Below are 17,572 nucleotides of genomic sequence, written 5' to 3'. Positions count from 1 at the left end.
ATGCTTTCGTTTCTCTTTTTCTGTACAAAAGTAAAAAATGGAGGTTTTTATTGATGAAAAGAAATATCATATTAACCATTTTGGCTAGTCTTGTCCTGCTTCTTTCTTCACCAGCTCATGCTGTAACAAAACAAGAGCCGCCTGCTCATGTGGTGATATTACTCGATTTAAGCGGTAGCATGGCACAATCAGTTGAAGGTGAAAAGAAAATCGATATCGCCAAACGGTCTATTCAAAGCTTTGCGGGCATTTTATCAGAAGATACACAAGTTCTACTTCGTGTGTTTGGTCATGAAGGAACCAATAAAAATGCAGGGAAAGCCGTTTCTTGTTCAAGTTCTGAAGCCGTTTACGGATTTGGATCATATGAGCCATCAACATTTCAGCAAGCACTAAATGTGTATAAGCCAACCGGCTGGACACCACTTGCAAAAGCATTAACTGATACGAAACAAGATTTTGAAGATCACCAGGCTGAAGGGAAAAATATTGTTTATGTTGTCAGTGATGGTGAAGAAACTTGTGGTGGAAGCCCTTCACAAGCAGCAAAGGAATTACATGAAGACGGAATAGATACAATCGTCAATATCATTGGCTTCGACGTAAATGAAAAAGAAGCAAAAAGTTTAAAATCTGTTGCAAAAGCGGGTGGAGGACATTATCAACCGGCTGCAAATGCCGAAGAATTGAACCGCATTCTTCAACAAGAAGCGAGCGCTTTTGGTCGGTAGAGAGTGAATGGCAGCTGGGGAAACAACCCCAGCTGTTTTTAAGTTGACGATTAATTCAAAGTCGTTTCTAATTCATCAATTCGTTTCTCCACGTAATGCTGATCCTTTCTTGCATGGAAGGTTTCGGCTTTTTCTAATATGGCAGCCGTATTATACTCGGGAATCTGTGAGTAGCTCTCATACACACCTTTAGGAATTAAAACGTTCCCTTCCGGCCAATAAACTGCGATATTGCCACGTCTCAACTCTCCAAATTGAGCCACTCCTTGATAGGATCCATATTGATTAAAGAGAACAACTGGATCACCTTCTTGGACGTAAAGCTCCTTTGCATCTTCTTCATTCATTAGGATAGAATGACGTTTTCCACCATTAAAGGCATCCTTTTCACTGTAAATCATGGAGTTGAATTGCTTTCCTCTTCTTGTCGTAATATTGAAATGTCCTTCGGTTTTTCGATATTGAGGCAGCTGAGCAGGAAGCAGATGTCCCTTTCCGTCTGGCGTTGGACATACGCCATCTTCACAAAGCCATGCGCCTCCCCATTGAAAAACGTCTCCCTTATGACGTAAATGCTGGATGCCATCATAGTTTCGATTGGCGATCGCTATCTCACGACGAATGTCTTCAGCTGTTTCAAAATGAATCAGCTCGGCATCTTCTGGCCGGACCCTTTTCGCAAGATCAACATAAATGTCCCATTCTGCTCTGGCTTCTTCAATACGAGGTCCTTCAATTTCTGGACTGAAATATACCATGCGTTCTGTACTGGTTGATGTGCCGCCGCCTGGTTGTTCATATCTTGTCATAGCAGGCAGAACAATTACCGCCTCTTCAGCGTCTACCAGCGTAGAGGTATTCAGAATAATATCTTGGTGGACACGGAGTTCTAGTTCAGATAATGCTTTTTCAATCGCTTCTGGGTTTGGCATCGTTTCTAAAAAGTTTCCACCACTCGTAAACAGCATTTTGAGTTTTTGTGGATGATCTTTTGGGAGAGCCATCTTTTCAAAGGATTGCCCAATGGTGTCACCATGCCATTTAGGAATGTCAAATCCCCATATTTGTTCGATTCTTTCAATATTCTCTTCATCAAAATCACTACCCGGCAAAACGAATGGATCAGCGCCCATTTCACCGGAACCTTGGACACCGCTATGCCCCCGAATTGGCATGACACCACAATGTTTTCTGCCAATGAATCCTCGCAGCATGGCAAGGTTGGCTACCTGTGATATATTATCAGTTGCAAAGCGGTGCTGAGTAAGGCCCATACTCCAAATAAAAACACCTGAATTAGCATTGGCAAGCAGTGTTGCAAAATCCTTCATTCTTTCTTTTGATAAACCTGATGATGCTTCTAGGTCCTTCCACTTCAACTGTGCGACATGCTGTTTTAAATCCTGTATGCCTGTTGTATGGTTTTGAATAAATTCGTGATCAAGAGCTGAATGGGGAGCATGCTGCTCCATGTCAAACCAATGCTTGATGACGCCGTTCATAAACGCAATATCTCCGCCTATATTGACTTGGTAAAAATCATCCGCAATTTTTGTCCCGAATAAAGCACTCTCTGGAATAGAAGGAACCCAGTACTTTTCCATGGCAGGCTCTTTATATGGATTGATGACGATAATTTTTGTCCCTTTCTTTTTAGCAGCGTACATATATTTAGTGGAAACAGGCTGATTGTTTGCTGCGACAGATCCCCAAAAAATTAATACATCCGTTCCAATCCAATCACTGTAATTACAGCTGGAAGCACCGATGCCAAGGGACCGTTTAAGGGCGGTTTTACTTGGTGAATGGCAAATGCGAGAAGCATTATCAATATGATTCGTCCCTATAAATCGAGCTGCCTTTGCAGCGGTATAATAAACTTCATTTGTAATTCCTCTGGCGGTTAAATAGAAAGCAAGCTGCCGTTTATCAATTGATTGAATTTTAGCTGCGATTTGATCTAGTGCATTATCCCAAGAAATACGTGTAAAGGCATTGTCACCTTTTTTTCGGAGCAATGGATAAGGAATTCGCCCAAGCTTGCGAAGAGAGGTGCTGTCCATTTGCTTTAGCTGATGAATATCTTCAAACCATTTTGGATCAATAGCTGGCATTGTGTTAAGACGAAGTACATTTAGTCTTGTAGTGCATATATGGGGTCCTGTGAGCGTTTGATCATACAGTCCTGAGACGCCAAGGGCACAGCCGTCACAAACGCCCTGCGTTAAAATACGGTACGCGTAGGGAAGGTTATCTTTGTTCTCCCATGCCACTTTCATCGTATCTCGAATGTGTTTCGGTTTCACTTTGCCAAGCCCCATTGGTGCAAAAGAGGCCCATAGCTTTGGTGAGGGTTTTTTATTGAGTTTAACAGGCCCCTTATGTTTAGTTTTCCCCATGAGATCATCACCCTCCTATTACTTTGTAAAGCGTTTTCATATCTAAAAATTACCTTTAGATTGTGATTCTGTCAAATTCAAATTAAGGTCGGGCTGAGACAGAGGAAGCAGTAGGTAGGCTTGTTTCTCTCAGCTGCTGAATATCCTTCCGAATAAGAAGTGATATGATAAAAGCGATGAAAAATAAGCCAGAGAACACCATAAGACTCTGTGTGTAATTACCTGTTATATCTCGGATGAAGGATGAAAATAGGGGTCCTGCTAAACCCGCAGCGGCCCAAGCCGTCAGAATATAACCGTGTATGGCACCAAGCTGCTTTGTACCAAACAAATCTCCAATATAGGCTGGAATTGAAGCAAATCCTCCTCCATAGCACGTATAAATGATCGCCATGACGATTGAAAAGATGAGCGGTTCTTTTAAATAGGGGAGTAAAGGAAAAGCAATGAGCTGGATACTGAAAAAAATCGTATACGTATTCGGTCTTCCTATATAATCTGAGAACGATGCCCAGCCAATTCGTCCTAACCCATTAAAAGCACCTAAAATGCCCACAAGAGTAGCTGCAGCACCTGCAGTGAACCCAACACTTTCTTGAGCAAGAGGTGACGCTACTGAAATAATAGCAATTCCGCATGTGATATTAATAAAAAGCATAAGCCACAAATAATAAAAACGTCTTGTCTTGATCGCTTCATTTGCAGTAAGCTGTGATAAATCTTGAGGAATTTTTCCTTGCTTTGTTTTGAATGCGTCAAATTGCTTGACGTCATCAGGTGTTGGTGGTGATAAATAAAGAGATGAGATCACCATGATGATAAAATAGGAGATTCCAAGAATATAAAAAGTATTTGCGATATTCACTTTTTCAATGAGAAATTGAATAATTGGGCTGCAAATAAGAGAAGCAAATCCAAACCCCATAATGGCTAAGCCGGTTGCAAGCCCTCTTCGATCCGGAAACCATTTGACTAGAGTTGATACAGGTGCAATATAGCCTACTCCTAAACCTATTCCAGCAAGTACACCATAAAATAAATAGAGGAGGGGCAGTGAGGACATGTGTACAGCGAATCCTGATCCAGTCATTCCGATGCCGAAGAAAATAGCTGAGAAGAGCCCCGATGCCTTTGGACCATACCTTTCAACGAAATGTCCCATGAAAGCAGCAGATAAACCTAAAAATAAAATAGCAATACTGAAGGTGAGACTTATTTCTGTTAATGACCACTGAAAGGCTTCATGTAAAGGATTCGTAAAAACACTCCAAGCATAAACAGACCCAATAGATAAATGAATTCCTACAGCACTTGTTGCAATGAGCCAGCGATTTTTCGATTTGTTCATTTTGTTCCCCCCATATAAAGCAATCAAGAAGTTTGATAAGATAGAAATATGTTACATTTTCATGACTTTTTAAAATAATATCACAATTTGATTGGATCATATAACTAAATTTGCATTGAAAGGAAGATCATACAATGAATCCTTCTGTTAAAAAGAAACGAGTCATACACCAATACCGTGAAGGCCAGTTTACATGCAAATCTGATGAAATTGTAGAAGAATTTCCTTTAACTGTGATGGTGAATGGAGAAGAATTTGTGACACTTGTTTGTTCACCAGAGCACCTGAAAGAATTGGTTATCGGCTTTTTGGCTTCAGAAGGGGTCATTCGATTTGAAAATGAGATTAAAAGGTTTACAATAGATGAAAGTATGGGTTTTGCCTATGTTGATTTAGTTCACTCAAGTGGATTTGATTCTTCAGATTTTACAAAACGAGTGATTGGTTCATGCTGCGGGAAAGGAAGACACTTTTATTTTCTTCAAGATGTGAAGACGGCAAAAACAGCCATTGATCGAATTAGTATTTCTGCTGAAACCTGTATGCATCTCATGAAATGTTTGCAAGAAGAAAGTCAATTATTTCAACATACTGGTGGAGTGCATAATGCTGGACTGTGTGACACAGAGAAGCTATTTATCACTAGAACTGATATAGGAAGACATAATGCTTTAGATAAAATTTATGGATATTGTTTACTCCAGCGAATCCCACTTAGAGATAAAATTCTTGTGTTTAGCGGCCGGATATCGTCAGAAGTTCTATTGAAGGCAGCAAAACTAGGAGTCTCTATCGTCATTTCAAAATCAGCACCTACTGAGCTAGCGCTTCAAATGGCAGAAGAATTAAATATTACGACAGTTGGATTCGTCAGAGGGAAATCCTTTAATATTTACACTCATCCTCAGCGTATTACAGAATAGGAGGCAAAGTATGGACAGTATTTTAGATAAAAGACATCGACCATTGCGCGATTTAAGAATATCAGTAACTGATCGCTGTAACTTTAGATGTACGTACTGTATGCCTGCTGAAATTTTTGGACCAGATTATCCTTTCTTGAAAAAAGAAGAACTGCTTACTTTCGAAGAAATTGAACGACTTGCTACCCTTTTTGTAAAGAATCTAAGTGTGGTAAAAATACGCATCACGGGCGGGGAACCTTTAATGCGGAAGGATCTGCCTGTCTTAATAGAAAAGCTCGCAAAAATTCCAGGGATTGAAGACATTGCGATGACAACCAATGGAACGCTTTTACCTTTATATGCTGATCAGTTAAAGAGAGCTGGTCTTAATAGAGTCACCATTAGTTTAGATTCATTAAATCCCGATCGTTTTAAGCAAATGAACGGAAGGCACATTTCTATCCAAAAAGTGTTTGATGGCATTGAGGCGGCAAGAAAGGCTGGACTTGCTATCAAGATTAATATGGTTGTTCAAAAAGGTGTGAATGATCAGGATGTCTTACCAATGGCGGCTTACTTTAAAAAAGAAGGACACGTTCTCAGGTTTATCGAGTTTATGGATGTCGGTAATACGAATAAATGGAATCTAGAACATGTCATGACAAAGAATGAAATAATTGAATTAATTAATTCAACATATCCTATCAAACCAGAACCTCCTCAATATACAGGTGAAGTAGCCAACCGATTTTTTTACAAAGATGGTTCAGGAGAGATAGGCATTATTTCTTCCGTTTCAGATGCTTTTTGCGGAACATGTAACAGAGCAAGGCTATCTGCACGCGGGGAATTGTTTACATGTCTGTTTGCATCATCGGGTTTTGATCTGAAACGGATGATTCGTACGACAAAAGATAATGAAGAGTTAGCAAACTTGTTAAAGGAACTATGGTCGAATAGACTTGATCAATATTCAGCTGAGAGAGAGCAGAAAAAAGATCAGAAAAAGGTTGAAATGTCATACATCGGTGGATAATGACAACAAAGTATCATGATCAGGTATTTTTGAAAAGAAGGAAAAATGGCGTAATCATTGTTGAAAATCCTTTTTTGCGAACAGGTTATTTTATCTTATGAACTCATTCATTATAAAAAACCAGCAGAGATTCTGCTGGTTTTTAAATGCCTATTTTGAACTTCAAAAAGCATGAGATAAGACTTGAAAATAGATTTTTCATCGTTTTGTGCCGCTTTACTTTTCCGAGTGCTGTGATAAGATCAAATCATTCTTTACCAGCTCGATTTTTTCACCCCAGGGATATGACCCTTATAGGCAAGCTCACGAAAAGCAATCCTAGACATTTTGAATTTCCTTAAGTAACCTCTTGGACGGCCGGTTAATTCACAACGGTTTTTTAAGCGGGTAGGGGAAGAGTCTCTAGGTAATTTCCGTAAAGCTTCATAGTCACCTTTTTCTTTTAACTCTTTCCTTAATTCTGCATATTTCAATACAAGCTGCTGCCGTTTTTTTTCTTTAGCAATCTTAGATTTCTTTGCCAATTAAAACCCTCCTGGCCTAATTTTGTATTTTCCATTGAAAGGGGTCCTCAAATGTAGTCCAATCTTGATCAAATTCCTCAGGTGTGAGCAAGCATTGATCAAGAGTGCGAATAATTTCTGCTTTAGGCAAATCCACACCGATAAACACAAGTTTTGTATGACGATCACCAAACTCTGCGTCCCACTCATCTAGAAGCTCTGGTTCCTGATTTAATATCCGTGTTTTTTCTTGCTCAGACAAAGCAGCAATCCAGTATGCAATTGGTTCAATCGCAACAGATTTCCCAGCTTGTGAAATTAAAATGGTTAAATCATGATGTGTGGCAAGCCAAGTAAAACCTTTCGCACGAACGATCTGCTCAGGCATTTGATCTAACCAATTATTCAGCCTGCCTGTATGAAAAGGGAGTCTTCTTTCGTAAACAAAGGATGAAATTTGGTATTCTTCTGTTTCCGGCGTATGCTGAGCATGTCCTGCGTTGATCTCTTTGATCCATCCAGCAGAAGCACTTGATTTTTCAAAGTCAAATAAACCAGTATTCAATATGTCATCTGGCTGTACTTTACCTTGTGAGGTTCTGATGATAGATGCTTCTGGTTGTAGTTTGTTCAGCACATGCTCAAGTCGATCTAACTCTGAGGATGATACTAGATCACATTTATTGATAATGAGCACGTCACAAAATTCAATTTGATCAATGAGTAAATCTGAAATTTCTCGTTCGTCGTCATCGGAAACCGCTTCTTTACGATCTAATAAACTCTCTCCTGACTGGAAATCAGTCCAGAAGCGATTTGCATCTACTACTGTGACCATCGTATCTAGACGGCAAAAGCGGGTCAAATCTATGCCCATTTCTTCATCAATATAAGAAAACGTTTGAGCGACGGGAATTGGTTCACTAATTCCAGTTGATTCAATGACAATATAATCGATATTACCTGTCTTACAAAGGCGTTCTACTTCAATTAACAAGTCTTCTCTCAAAGTGCAGCAAATACAACCGTTAGATAATTCAACTAGTTTCTCATCTGATCGAGAAAGCTCACCGCCTTGTTTGACTAGTTCTGCATCAATATTAATTTCGCTCATGTCATTGACGATCACAGCCACTTTTAATCCTTTACGATTTTGAAGAACATGATTTAATATCGTTGTTTTTCCTGCTCCTAAAAAGCCGCTTAATACTGTAACAGGTATACGCTTATTCATTTGTTTTTGTCCTTTTGAAAACGATCATTTTGTTTTCCGCCTCACTTAAAAAGTAATAATTACGATTTATTGTCTAAAAAATTTATTTTGTTTCTCTATGAAGGGTATATTTCTTTAATCGAGGAGAATATTTTTTTAACTCCAATCGGTCGGGATTCGTTCTTTTATTTTTTGTTGTGATGTAGTTTCTGTCACCTGTTTCAGTACAGGCCAACGTAATTTTCACGCGCATAAGTAATAGGATCCTCCTTTAATTCGTAATAGTTACGATTTGTATTTTAAAATGAACAAGACTGAATGTCAAGCATAGGGGGATAATCCAAGCCAAATGATAAAAACAAAAGGGGTATCGAACGACCATTGATACCCCACTCGATTAATAAAAGTCACCGAGTTCTTGTTCGTAATCACCTTCATACTGCTGGACATCATAAGGTATTTCTTGGAGGAAGGCTAACCCGCCTAGTATAAGCATCAAAACAATGGCAATGAATGAAAGAATAACTGCGGCAATACTTGAAATGGCAAACAGTGTCTGCATTTTCATCATCTTAGCGTATTGTTCTAATAATTCTTCGTAAGAAGTATCAGGAGCCTGAATCAATTGTTCAGCTGCTTTTACAGATTTTTGTACATGGATTCCCATCATAATGAGGAAGACGCCAAGGGCTGCAGGAAGAACAAGCCAAAAACCAATAAGAATAGCCAGACCGCCTGAAATATAGAGAAAGATACTACCAACCTTTCCCCACTTTACGATTGAATGAAGAGATTGAATGATTTTCTCAGTTTGTTGCATTGGTGTTCACTCCTTTATGTATTCACTCTTTATCATACTTGAGTAAGTAGTGCTTTAGGAAGAGTGAATGTTGATTAATGAAAATGTTTCTATCTTCACCTCACTATTTATGGATAAATAAATTATTTCCAAATAAGAAAAAAGTAACATTTACTATTAAAATTATCGACAAATTATGTCATAAACAAGATTGGTAGTAAAAAATAATTAGTAAATTTATCAAAATATGTTGTTAGTTGTCTTTTAATTGGTTATTATTGTGTTGTATTACCATAAAAATTGGAAGGTGGAATTCATATGTTAGATCGTTTCTTAAACAAAATGACCAATGTTCAACCTGCAGCTGCAAGATGTATTTTGCAAAAATTAGTCACTTCATGTAAATCAGCACCGACTTGTTTCCTTCAAGGTGTTGGAACTTTCCGTTACTACGTGGATCGTGACACAGGTGAGATTTGTACTAGTCAAGAACGCGTTAGATGTGGCTGCTAAATTTAAGGATCTTATTTAATAGGATGTGAACGCATGAGCATATCTTCAATTTCATTCTTAACAAATGCTATGGAGACGTCAAATAGGCGTCAAGCGGGTCAATCATCAAATTCTTTTTTAACCCAAGCGGCTCAAATTGTTCAAGGTGACCATTCTCCAGAAGAGAGAAAGGCATTATTTCAACAACTTACTTTAGTTCAGCAAGGTAAAGATTTGGAACTTCATGTTTCTAAATTAAAGGAACTAGAGAAAGAGGCTCAAAAAGAGACGTCTTCTTCGTCTGTTACTGTGAATCAGCATGGTGACCAAGTAGACATTTCAAATGAGGCACGGAGTGAGTTTGAACAAGCCGAGGAACAGGCTTCAGATGAAGCAAGTGAAGCTGCTGCAGGGGAAAAAGATCTAGATGTTCACTCAGATCCACAATAAAAAAATGAGGCATGTGTTTGATATTCTTCACATGCCTCATTTATCTTTATTTTGCAGATATCCTTGAATAAAGACCATCCGGAAAAGGTGCTGCATATGAGATGATTTCATCTTCTTCTACCATAATGTAATACGGAAATTCTTCAATTTGGAATGTGTCTATCATTTGTTCGTCCACTGGGATAATTCGCATGTTGGTTTTATTATCACGGTATAATTCTTGATCCTCTTTTTGCCCATTCTTTAGCAAAATACTAAATGAAATGTCTAATTTACGCTGATTTTTCGTTTCTAGGAATTGTTCAAGTGATGGAATGCAATGCGGACATGATGTATCAGTGAAAATAAGCAGCTGCTGCTTACTGTTGGTCTGCAGTAAATCATTCACTGGAATAGGTGATGGTTTTTCAAGTAGCGGATGCACTAGTTTTTGTCCGACATGCTGTATCGGTAAGATGATCAGTTCCATTTGTTGTTTTAAATACATGATGACTCCGATCGTTAATAATAGGCCGCAAAGAATAAGAGTGAGCTGTAAAAGTAAGATTGAATTCATCGTATATCGTCCTCTCAGAGTGAAGTTACGCAAAGCTATCATAATACAAATATCAAAAATATGTCAATTATACTAAATGGTGTAAGGTGGAGCATTTGATGAGTACAGTGAACCATTGTCTATATGCAATCTCCTATACTTGGAAAAGAAGTCGATCTTATCTTCTTCTGACCTTATTGATCCAAGTAATCGTTGGTTTTATGCCTTTGGCTAGTGTCTGGATTATTCAAACTTTGATTAATGAAATTATTTTATTCATGACGTCTTCAGGAGACATTCAAAAGGTTTTGTGGTTATTTGGACTGCAAATGCTCATTGTGGTTTTAGGATATGGGCTTCAATTCGTTCTTCAGCTTAGCCAGCAGAAAGCGACAAATTTGATTGGTCTGCATTTGAAGGGTGAATTACTTCAAAAGGCGATCAGGCTGCCGTTTATTACATTTGAACACCCTTCTTTTTACAATGAAAGTCAACGTGTGATGAACAGTCATCAGCATGTTCTGAGTATGGTTAGAAGTATCTTTACAATCATGAGCGCATTGATTACTGTTGTATCACTTCTTATCTATATGATCGGTATCCATTGGGGCTTGGCGGTCATTCTGATCGTGTTTACCCTGCCTGTCTTGTGGATTGAGCTTTTCTTTGGAGGAGCGCGTTATCAATTAAACCGCATGTTAACTGCCAATGACCGCAGAGAAATGTATGTGTCCGATCTTGTCGCGCAACGAGATTCATTGAAGGAGATCCGTTTATATGGAATCGGGGATTATCTTCTTCAGAAATGGAAAGGTCATTATGTAAAAAGTGCAGATGAAAAATATAAACTGCTTAAGCGGCAAGTTCGCTGGGAGATGGCGGGCGGATTGCTTATGACATTTTCCTATGTATGCTGCGGTCTTTTTATTGTCTTTCTTATTTTTCAAAAAAAATTAGCTGCTGGGACATTTGTCGCTGTGCTGCAAGCGGTGCAAAACATCCAAAGTGGTTTTCAGGACTTAACAAGAGAATGTTCTAGTTTATATGAAACAAGTCTTTATGTTGATGAAATGAGAGCTTTTCAAAAGAGAGAAGAAGAAATTCATGAGCAGATAGAAGAAGGGGCATCGCTTCGGAAGATCGAGTCTATTCAGTCCATTACACTTGAAAATCTCTCATTTACTTATCCGAATATGAAAACACCTGCCATTGAGCATATACATTTTCATATCAATAAAGGTGAACGTATTGCATTGGTGGGGGATAACGGATCAGGTAAAACCACCTTGATCAAATGTTTGACCGGTTTATATGATCCAGATCAGCCGAATATGCAAAAAGTCAACGGTGAGTCTATTTCTACCATTCATAAAAAGTCATACCATGCGAGAATGGCTGTTCTTTTTCAAGATTTTATGAAGTACGAGTTCACTGTGAAAGAAAACATCGGGTTTGGCTGTATTGATCATATGGAAGAGGAAGAGCGGATGATCTCAGCTGCACGGCAAGCAGGCATAGAGAAAAGAATTCATCAAATGGAAGAAATGTATGATGCACAGCTTGGACGGTTTTTTGAAGAAGGACATGAACTGTCTGGCGGACAATGGCAAAAGCTCGCGATGGCTAGAACCTTCTTTAGAGAGAGTGATTTTATCATTTTAGATGAACCGACTTCTGCTCTTGATCCACTCTCGGAAATTTCACTCATTCGAAAGCTATTCGATCACACGCAGGATCAGGGTGTCTTGTTTATCACACATCGAATGGGAGCGGCCCGTTTAGCAGACCGTATAATCGTAATGAAAGATGGTGCTTTCGTTGAAGAGGGGAACCATAATGAACTGATGGTGTTGAACGGAGAGTACAAAAGGCTTTACGAGGCACAATCTCAATTATTTCAACAAAAGGAGATGGCGTAAGGTGAGTGTCTTTTATTATATAGGTGTCTATTTACTAGGGATCATTTTTGCGGGTGCATGGTTTGATAAAGTGAAAAAACAGACGGCACATATGCAGCAGATGGATGCTTATCGGCTGCTGCCTCCTTCTTTCACGGCACCCATGTTTTATTTGTTTTTAACTGCTGAATTGGTTTGTACTGGTTATCTGTTCATATGGCACATGACTCTTGTACCTGCGATTGGTCTTACAGCACTTTTATGTATTTATACTGGAGCGGTGACCTTCAATTTATTGAGAGGACATCGTGATATTTCTTGCGGCTGTGGTGGACTGCTTGATAATGAACGCCTTCACTGGGGAATTGTGATTCGTAATGTGTCGATGCTGTCTCTTGTGATCGGGTTGTTTTATGTGCATTCCTATGTAGAAACCATTCCATGGCAATATAACATTATTTGTTTTCTCATTGCCGTGGCTGTCTCTTTCATGATAGCGGTGAGTCAAGAAGTCTTAATGTTCAAAAGAAAATGGATCAATCAATTTGAATTATTTATAGAAGGAGACGATGTGAAATGACAGATATACTATTGATTATTGTGTTATTCATTGTCATTGCTCAGCTGGCTGTGATATTTTTGCTCGCCCGTTTTATCGGAAAATTTATGAATAAAATTAAAACACTTGATGGAATTGAATTAAAGGAAGCGGATGTGGGGGATCCTGCACCGTTATTTCGAAGCTATTCCCATTTAGGGGAGAAGGTCATTTTGAAGGAATATTTTCAAAGTGGGAGTGCTGTGATGCTGTTATTTGTAAACTCTACTTGTATGACGTGCAAAAGTATTTTGGCAGATCTGCAGCAGCAAATCGCTGGCGATGATACTCAATTCATTATTATTAATGGAGATGAGCAGGCGGATGATACGCCGATCCTTGAATTGCTTCCGTCCCAGACTGTGTATACTCGTTCTTCACAAATTATGGAGCTGTATGGGGTAACGGTTGTTCCACAAGCAATTCTCATTGATGAACATGGTATCATTCTGCAAAGAAAATCTCTTCAAAATGCGAAACAGTTTGAACAGCTGTTACATGCGTCATAAAAAAGCGTCTCTTTGTCAGGGAGACGCTCGTTTTATAATTCTTTTCCTAGGATATCTAAATCGTATCTGCTGCCGTCCATTTCTGCGATGCGTGGCAGGTGGCCCCATGTCTCAAAGCCGTGCTTTTTAAATAGTCGAATGCTGGCTTCGTTGTGCCCGAAAATAAAGGCAAGTAACGTTCGAATGCCTAATGACGGTGCTAACTCAATGGCTTCTTGTAAGAAAAGTGAGCCTAAGCCTTTTCCTCGATAGTCTTGGTTCAAATAGATACTCATTTCAACGGTCCCGTTGTATGCAGGTCTACCGTAAAATGTTTCAAAGCTCAGCCAGCCGTAGATAATTCCATCCTCATCTGTTTTCACATAGAGAGGTCTTTTTTCGGAATGATTCAAAAACCATTGCCGGCGGTCCTCGACAGAAACTGGTTCTGTATCAGCGGTCACTTCTCTTGAAGCAATGGTTGAATTATAGATATCAACGATCGCTTTGAGGTCATCTTCTGTTGCTATGCGGTTGAAAGTTTTCACAATTAAGTCCCCCATCTTTTTTTCATTTATCATACATATTATTGATGCGATTGCGCAAAATAAAAAGAAAAATGATTTCGTGTGTATATATTTTTTGAAAAGTGTTCAGAATGTTGCTGAGGTGATGAAAAATGAGAGAGGAAGAAAAGAAACGTACTTCCAAAATCACAAAAGTTCAGCAATTTTTCCGTAAGCGCTGGGTATTCCCTGCTATTTACTTGGTCAGCGCAGCGGTCGTGTTAACAGCCGTTCTTTGGTATCAAGCTGTATCAAAAGATGTGAAAGACCAACTATCTGATGGAAATCAAACAGGGCAAGAACAGCGTGATGATGCTGTTGAAGTTGGAAAGCCAATTGAAAATGTCGCAATGCCGGTCCAGAATTCTGATAATGTTTCTGTCGTGAAAAAGTTCTATGAAGCAGATGCTGACCAAAAAGAAAAAGAAGCAGCACTTGTAAACTATAATAACACCTATACCTTGAGCAAAGGTATTGATCTTGCAGATAAAGATGGCAAAGTGTTTGATGTCACAGCTGCTCTTAGTGGAACAGTGGTTCAAGCGAAAAAAGATCCAGTTCTTGGTCATGTCGTTGAAATTGAACATGAAGATGGATTATCAACTGTCTATCAATCGTTGTCACAAGTGAGTGTCAAAGAAGGCGATGAAGTGAAGCAGAATGATGTCATTGGTGCTTCTGGTAAAAACCTATATGGCGCTGAAAGCGGCAACCATGTGCATTTTGAAATTCGTATGGAAGGTTTAGCGCTTAATCCGCTTAGCTTCATTGACAAGCCTGTTTCTACGATTGAAAAAGCAGCGCAAGAAGTGACGGAACAAGCAAAAGAACCTGCTCAGCCAAAGACTGAGGAAAAAACGAAGGAACCTGCTGCTGAAGATAAAGCCAAAGAGCCAGCTGGAGAAAAATCAGAAGAAAAGTCTGATGAGAAGGGGAAATCCTCTGATCAAGAAAAGTCTTCTGATTCCTCTAAAGACAGCAGTCAGTCAGAAGAAACAAAACAATCTTAATGTCTTACAAGGTCCTCTGTGTATATAAAAATATGCAGAGGTTTTTTTCTGCTTAAAAAGATCCTCCGCCACTCGGCGGAGGATAAACTATAGGGCGGCAGGTCCTTCTTCACCTGTCCGAATGTTGATTGTATTCGCTATCTCATATATAAAAATTTTCCCATCCCCTGGTTCGCCTGTACGAAGTACCTTTTGAGCTGTTTCAACGACCTGTTCGACAGGTACTTTACTTAGGACGATTTCGATCTTTAATCGTTCGTACACGTTGCTTTCTCTTTTGACGCCGCGGTATAGCTCTGTATGTCCCTTTTGTAAGCCGCAGCCGTGTACATTTGAAAAGGTAATCGAGGTGACACCAATCTTTCCAAGCTCCACCTTTAATGTTTCAAAATTAGCTGGACGTGTGACAATCTCCACTTTATACATTTTGCTCATAGAGACACCCCTTTTTCTTAATCTTGATAAGCTTTTTCACCGTGCATGGTTAAATCAAGACCCACGGATTCTTCTTCTTCTGTTGCACGAATTTTGAAGAAGACATTGACCAACTTGATGATCACGTATGTCACAACGGCAACAAAAGCGTACGTGGCAACAATCGCGACCACTTGCTTCCAAAGTAAGCTGGGATCTCCGTAAAATAAGCCATTCGCTCCACCGTCATTGACAGAGGTTGTGGCGAAAAGTCCTGTTGCAATTCCTCCCCAAGTACCGCCAATTCCGTGAAGGCCGAATGCGTCTAGTGCGTCATCATAGCCAAATTTGGCTTTGAGTGAAAAGACACCCCAGAAACAGACGATCCCGCCAATGAATCCTATTATAATAGAAGCAAACGGTGTAACAAAGCCTGCGGCAGGTGTAATGGCGACAAGACCTGCGATGGCTCCAGAGATCGCGCCGAGCATGGTTGGTTTTTTGTTGATCATCCACTCTACTAACAGCCAGCCGATGATTCCTGCAGCAGCGGCTGTATTGGTGTTAATAAAGGCAAACATGGCCACGCTGTCTAATGTAAGAGCACTCCCCACGTTAAAACCAAACCAGCCAAACCAGATGACAGCTCCGCCGAGAAGAGTGTAGATCAAGTTATGCGGAGAAGAGCTTGCTGCGTCTTTACGCTTCCCGAGCACAATCGCCACGACAAGACCCGCAACACCGGATGAGATGTGAACCACGTTTCCGCCTGCGAAGTCAAGCGCACCCATCTCGCCAATCCAACCGCCGCCCCATACCCAGTGTGCGACTGGAGCGTATACAAATGTGACCCAAAGGAGTGTAAATACAACGACTGCTGAGTAGCGAATCCGTTCAGCGAAGGCACCTGAGATGATGGCTGTTGTTAAGACGGCAAAGGTCATTTGGAACATCATGAACAATGAATGTGGAATGGTCTCGCTATAGGAACCGGGCTCAAAGCCTACGCCTTTCAGGCCAACCCAGTCTAATCCTCCGATCCATGCATTGCCTGGTGCAAAAGCTAAGGAATAACCGAATACGATCCATACGATTGAAACGATCGCTAGTGACGTTAAGCTGTGCATGGTTGTGCTTAACACGTTTTTACTTCTCACGAGTCCTCCGTAGAATAAAGCTAAACCCGGTGTCATTAACCACACGAGTAGTGTGCAGAAGAACATAAATACTGTATCACCCATTTGCATGCTGCATTCCCCCGAATCATTCAGAATTATTGTTTTCTTAATTCTTCATTATAGAGAGAAAAGTCATATATAACATATACATGTAAGTTTATCTAACATGGTTTTTTGGTTAAGTTCAATATAAATGGATGAAAAGTTCGTAAAAAATGAGCAAAAACGTCAGTTAAGCACTAAAAATGAAGGGCGTTTGACCTATAAAATGGAGCTGAGAAACAGTTTTGTACGTTCCTCTCTAGGAGAATCAAACAATTCTGAAGGGACGCCTTCTTCGACAATGCGGCCCTCATGCATGTAGACGACACGATCAGCGACTTCTTTCGCAAAGCCCATTTCATGTGTGACAATGACCATGGTCATGCCTTCTTTTGCGAGGCTTTTCATTGTTTGCAGCACCTCGCCTACAAGCTCTGGATCAAGGGCAGACGTAGGTTCGTCAAATAACATGACATCAGGCTTCATAGCGAGAGATCTGGCGATGGCTACACGCTGTTTTTGGCCGCCTGATAGTTTAGAAGGATATACGTTGGCTTTATCTGCAAGTCCGACTTTTTCTAACAAGGTGATGGCTTCGGCGATGGCTTGCGCTTTTTTTGTTTTTTTCACCATGACAGGCGCTTCGATGATATTTTCAAGAACAGTTTTGTGCGGAAAAAGATTAAAATGTTGAAACACCATTCCTATTTTTTGTCTCATTTCGTTTAATTGGTCGCGCTTTGGATGAACAGGACTGCCATCGATGATGATATCTCCGTCATTTTTTATTTCTAAAAAGTTCATACAGCGGAGCAAGGTGCTTTTTCCAGAACCGCTTGCGCCAATTAAGACGACTACATCATTTTCATAAACGGTGAGATCGATATCTTTTAAAACATGGAGCTCTCCAAAGTATTTATTGAGTTTTTCAACACGAATGATTTCCTTTGATTCTGTCATACTACTC

19 protein-coding genes are annotated in these 17,572 nt (G+C 39.8%); 8 read left to right on the top strand and 11 right to left on the bottom strand.

What is annotated here, in order from left to right; all coding sequences use genetic code 11:
- The first annotated feature begins 53 nt into the window (after positions 1-53).
- Complete coding sequence (locus AC3WTB_RS08140; protein WP_039182093.1) at positions 54-731, top strand: VWA domain-containing protein; 678 nt, start codon at positions 54-56, stop codon at positions 729-731.
- A 50-nt stretch (positions 732-781) separates the two neighbouring features.
- Here the strand turns inward: AC3WTB_RS08140 and AC3WTB_RS08135 are convergent, their stop codons facing one another.
- Together AC3WTB_RS08135 and AC3WTB_RS08130 are read right to left on the bottom strand one after the other, a co-directional pair.
- Positions 782-3,130: an FdhF/YdeP family oxidoreductase gene (locus tag AC3WTB_RS08135; protein WP_492333575.1), complete on the bottom strand. Its 2,349-nt coding sequence runs from the start codon at positions 3,128-3,130 to the stop codon at positions 782-784.
- An 82-nt stretch (positions 3,131-3,212) separates the two neighbouring features.
- Positions 3,213-4,478, bottom strand: coding sequence for an L-lactate MFS transporter (locus tag AC3WTB_RS08130; RefSeq protein ID WP_064497920.1), 1,266 nt, complete (start codon positions 4,476-4,478; stop codon positions 3,213-3,215).
- 134 nt (positions 4,479-4,612) lie between these two features.
- On the opposite strand from AC3WTB_RS08130, the gene fdhD reads away from it, so the two are divergent.
- Together fdhD and moaA are read left to right on the top strand one after the other, a co-directional pair.
- Positions 4,613-5,401, top strand: coding sequence for a formate dehydrogenase accessory sulfurtransferase FdhD (gene fdhD, locus AC3WTB_RS08125; RefSeq protein ID WP_047202543.1), 789 nt, complete (start codon positions 4,613-4,615; stop codon positions 5,399-5,401).
- Positions 5,402-5,411: 10 nt separating this feature from the next.
- Positions 5,412-6,419 carry a GTP 3',8-cyclase MoaA gene (gene moaA / locus AC3WTB_RS08120; protein ID WP_492333574.1) on the top strand — a complete coding sequence of 336 codons (1,008 nt, stop codon included), beginning with the start codon at positions 5,412-5,414 and terminating at the stop codon, positions 6,417-6,419.
- Between the two features lie 254 nt (positions 6,420-6,673).
- Here the strand turns inward: moaA and rpsN are convergent, their stop codons facing one another.
- The 4 genes from rpsN to AC3WTB_RS08100 all read right to left on the bottom strand — a co-directional run bounded on the left by rpsN (position 6,674) and on the right by AC3WTB_RS08100 (position 8,955).
- Positions 6,674-6,943: a 30S ribosomal protein S14 gene (rpsN, locus tag AC3WTB_RS08115; RefSeq protein WP_025093900.1), complete on the bottom strand. Its 270-nt coding sequence runs from the start codon at positions 6,941-6,943 to the stop codon at positions 6,674-6,676.
- Between the two features lie 16 nt (positions 6,944-6,959).
- A complete protein-coding gene (locus AC3WTB_RS08110; RefSeq protein ID WP_058838564.1) occupies positions 6,960-8,156 on the bottom strand; it encodes a GTP-binding protein in 1,197 nt (398 codons plus the stop codon).
- A gap of 82 nt (positions 8,157-8,238) precedes the next feature.
- Positions 8,239-8,388 (bottom strand): 50S ribosomal protein L33, encoded by a 150-nt coding sequence (gene rpmG / locus AC3WTB_RS08105; protein WP_003214771.1) that lies wholly within the window; start codon positions 8,386-8,388, stop codon positions 8,239-8,241.
- 144 nt (positions 8,389-8,532) lie between these two features.
- Positions 8,533-8,955 carry a DUF5362 family protein gene (locus tag AC3WTB_RS08100; protein WP_039182073.1) on the bottom strand — a complete coding sequence of 141 codons (423 nt, stop codon included), beginning with the start codon at positions 8,953-8,955 and terminating at the stop codon, positions 8,533-8,535.
- A 525-nt stretch (positions 8,956-9,480) separates the two neighbouring features.
- Between AC3WTB_RS08100 and AC3WTB_RS08095 the strand changes: the two genes are divergently transcribed.
- A complete protein-coding gene (locus tag AC3WTB_RS08095) occupies positions 9,481-9,876 on the top strand; it encodes a hypothetical protein (protein WP_492333573.1) in 396 nt (131 codons plus the stop codon).
- A gap of 46 nt (positions 9,877-9,922) precedes the next feature.
- Here the strand turns inward: AC3WTB_RS08095 and AC3WTB_RS08090 are convergent, their stop codons facing one another.
- Positions 9,923-10,432 (bottom strand): thioredoxin fold domain-containing protein, encoded by a 510-nt coding sequence (locus AC3WTB_RS08090; protein WP_492333572.1) that lies wholly within the window; start codon positions 10,430-10,432, stop codon positions 9,923-9,925.
- Between the two features lie 98 nt (positions 10,433-10,530).
- Here AC3WTB_RS08090 and AC3WTB_RS08085 point away from each other — a divergent pair, with 98 nt between their 5' ends.
- The 3 genes from AC3WTB_RS08085 to AC3WTB_RS08075 are packed head-to-tail and all read left to right on the top strand — an operon-like array spanning position 10,531 to position 13,416.
- Complete coding sequence (locus tag AC3WTB_RS08085) at positions 10,531-12,330, top strand: ABC transporter ATP-binding protein (protein WP_492333571.1); 1,800 nt, start codon at positions 10,531-10,533, stop codon at positions 12,328-12,330.
- Position 12,331: 1 nt separating this feature from the next.
- Entirely contained in the window at positions 12,332-12,889 is a 558-nt protein-coding gene (locus tag AC3WTB_RS08080; protein ID WP_268473618.1) for a MauE/DoxX family redox-associated membrane protein, read from the top strand.
- Complete coding sequence (locus tag AC3WTB_RS08075; RefSeq protein WP_106025526.1) at positions 12,886-13,416, top strand: TlpA family protein disulfide reductase; 531 nt, start codon at positions 12,886-12,888, stop codon at positions 13,414-13,416. Before AC3WTB_RS08080 ends, AC3WTB_RS08075 begins: the two co-directional genes overlap by 4 nt.
- Positions 13,417-13,448: 32 nt before the next feature.
- Here AC3WTB_RS08075 and AC3WTB_RS08070 read toward each other — a convergent pair whose 3' ends face one another.
- A complete protein-coding gene (locus tag AC3WTB_RS08070) occupies positions 13,449-13,958 on the bottom strand; it encodes a GNAT family N-acetyltransferase (RefSeq protein ID WP_047202534.1) in 510 nt (169 codons plus the stop codon).
- Positions 13,959-14,074: 116 nt separating this feature from the next.
- Between AC3WTB_RS08070 and spoIIQ the strand changes: the two genes are divergently transcribed.
- A complete protein-coding gene (gene spoIIQ, locus AC3WTB_RS08065) occupies positions 14,075-14,971 on the top strand; it encodes a stage II sporulation protein SpoIIQ (protein WP_034281210.1) in 897 nt (298 codons plus the stop codon).
- Positions 14,972-15,058: 87 nt separating this feature from the next.
- On the opposite strand, the gene AC3WTB_RS08060 is transcribed toward spoIIQ, so the two are convergent.
- The 3 genes from AC3WTB_RS08060 to AC3WTB_RS08050 all read right to left on the bottom strand — a co-directional run bounded on the left by AC3WTB_RS08060 (position 15,059) and on the right by AC3WTB_RS08050 (position 17,565).
- A complete protein-coding gene (locus AC3WTB_RS08060; RefSeq protein WP_039182051.1) occupies positions 15,059-15,406 on the bottom strand; it encodes a P-II family nitrogen regulator in 348 nt (115 codons plus the stop codon).
- Positions 15,407-15,423: 17 nt separating this feature from the next.
- Positions 15,424-16,632 (bottom strand): ammonium transporter, encoded by a 1,209-nt coding sequence (locus AC3WTB_RS08055; RefSeq protein ID WP_410558925.1) that lies wholly within the window; start codon positions 16,630-16,632, stop codon positions 15,424-15,426.
- A 192-nt stretch (positions 16,633-16,824) separates the two neighbouring features.
- Positions 16,825-17,565 (bottom strand): amino acid ABC transporter ATP-binding protein, encoded by a 741-nt coding sequence (locus AC3WTB_RS08050; RefSeq protein WP_492333570.1) that lies wholly within the window; start codon positions 17,563-17,565, stop codon positions 16,825-16,827.
- Positions 17,566-17,572: the final 7 nt, after the last annotated feature.

This window comes from Bacillus sp. EB106-04-04-XG123 (assembly GCF_058791855.1).
Note: the sequence above shows the minus strand (reverse complement) of the source record. Positions and strands in the feature narration are given on the sequence as shown.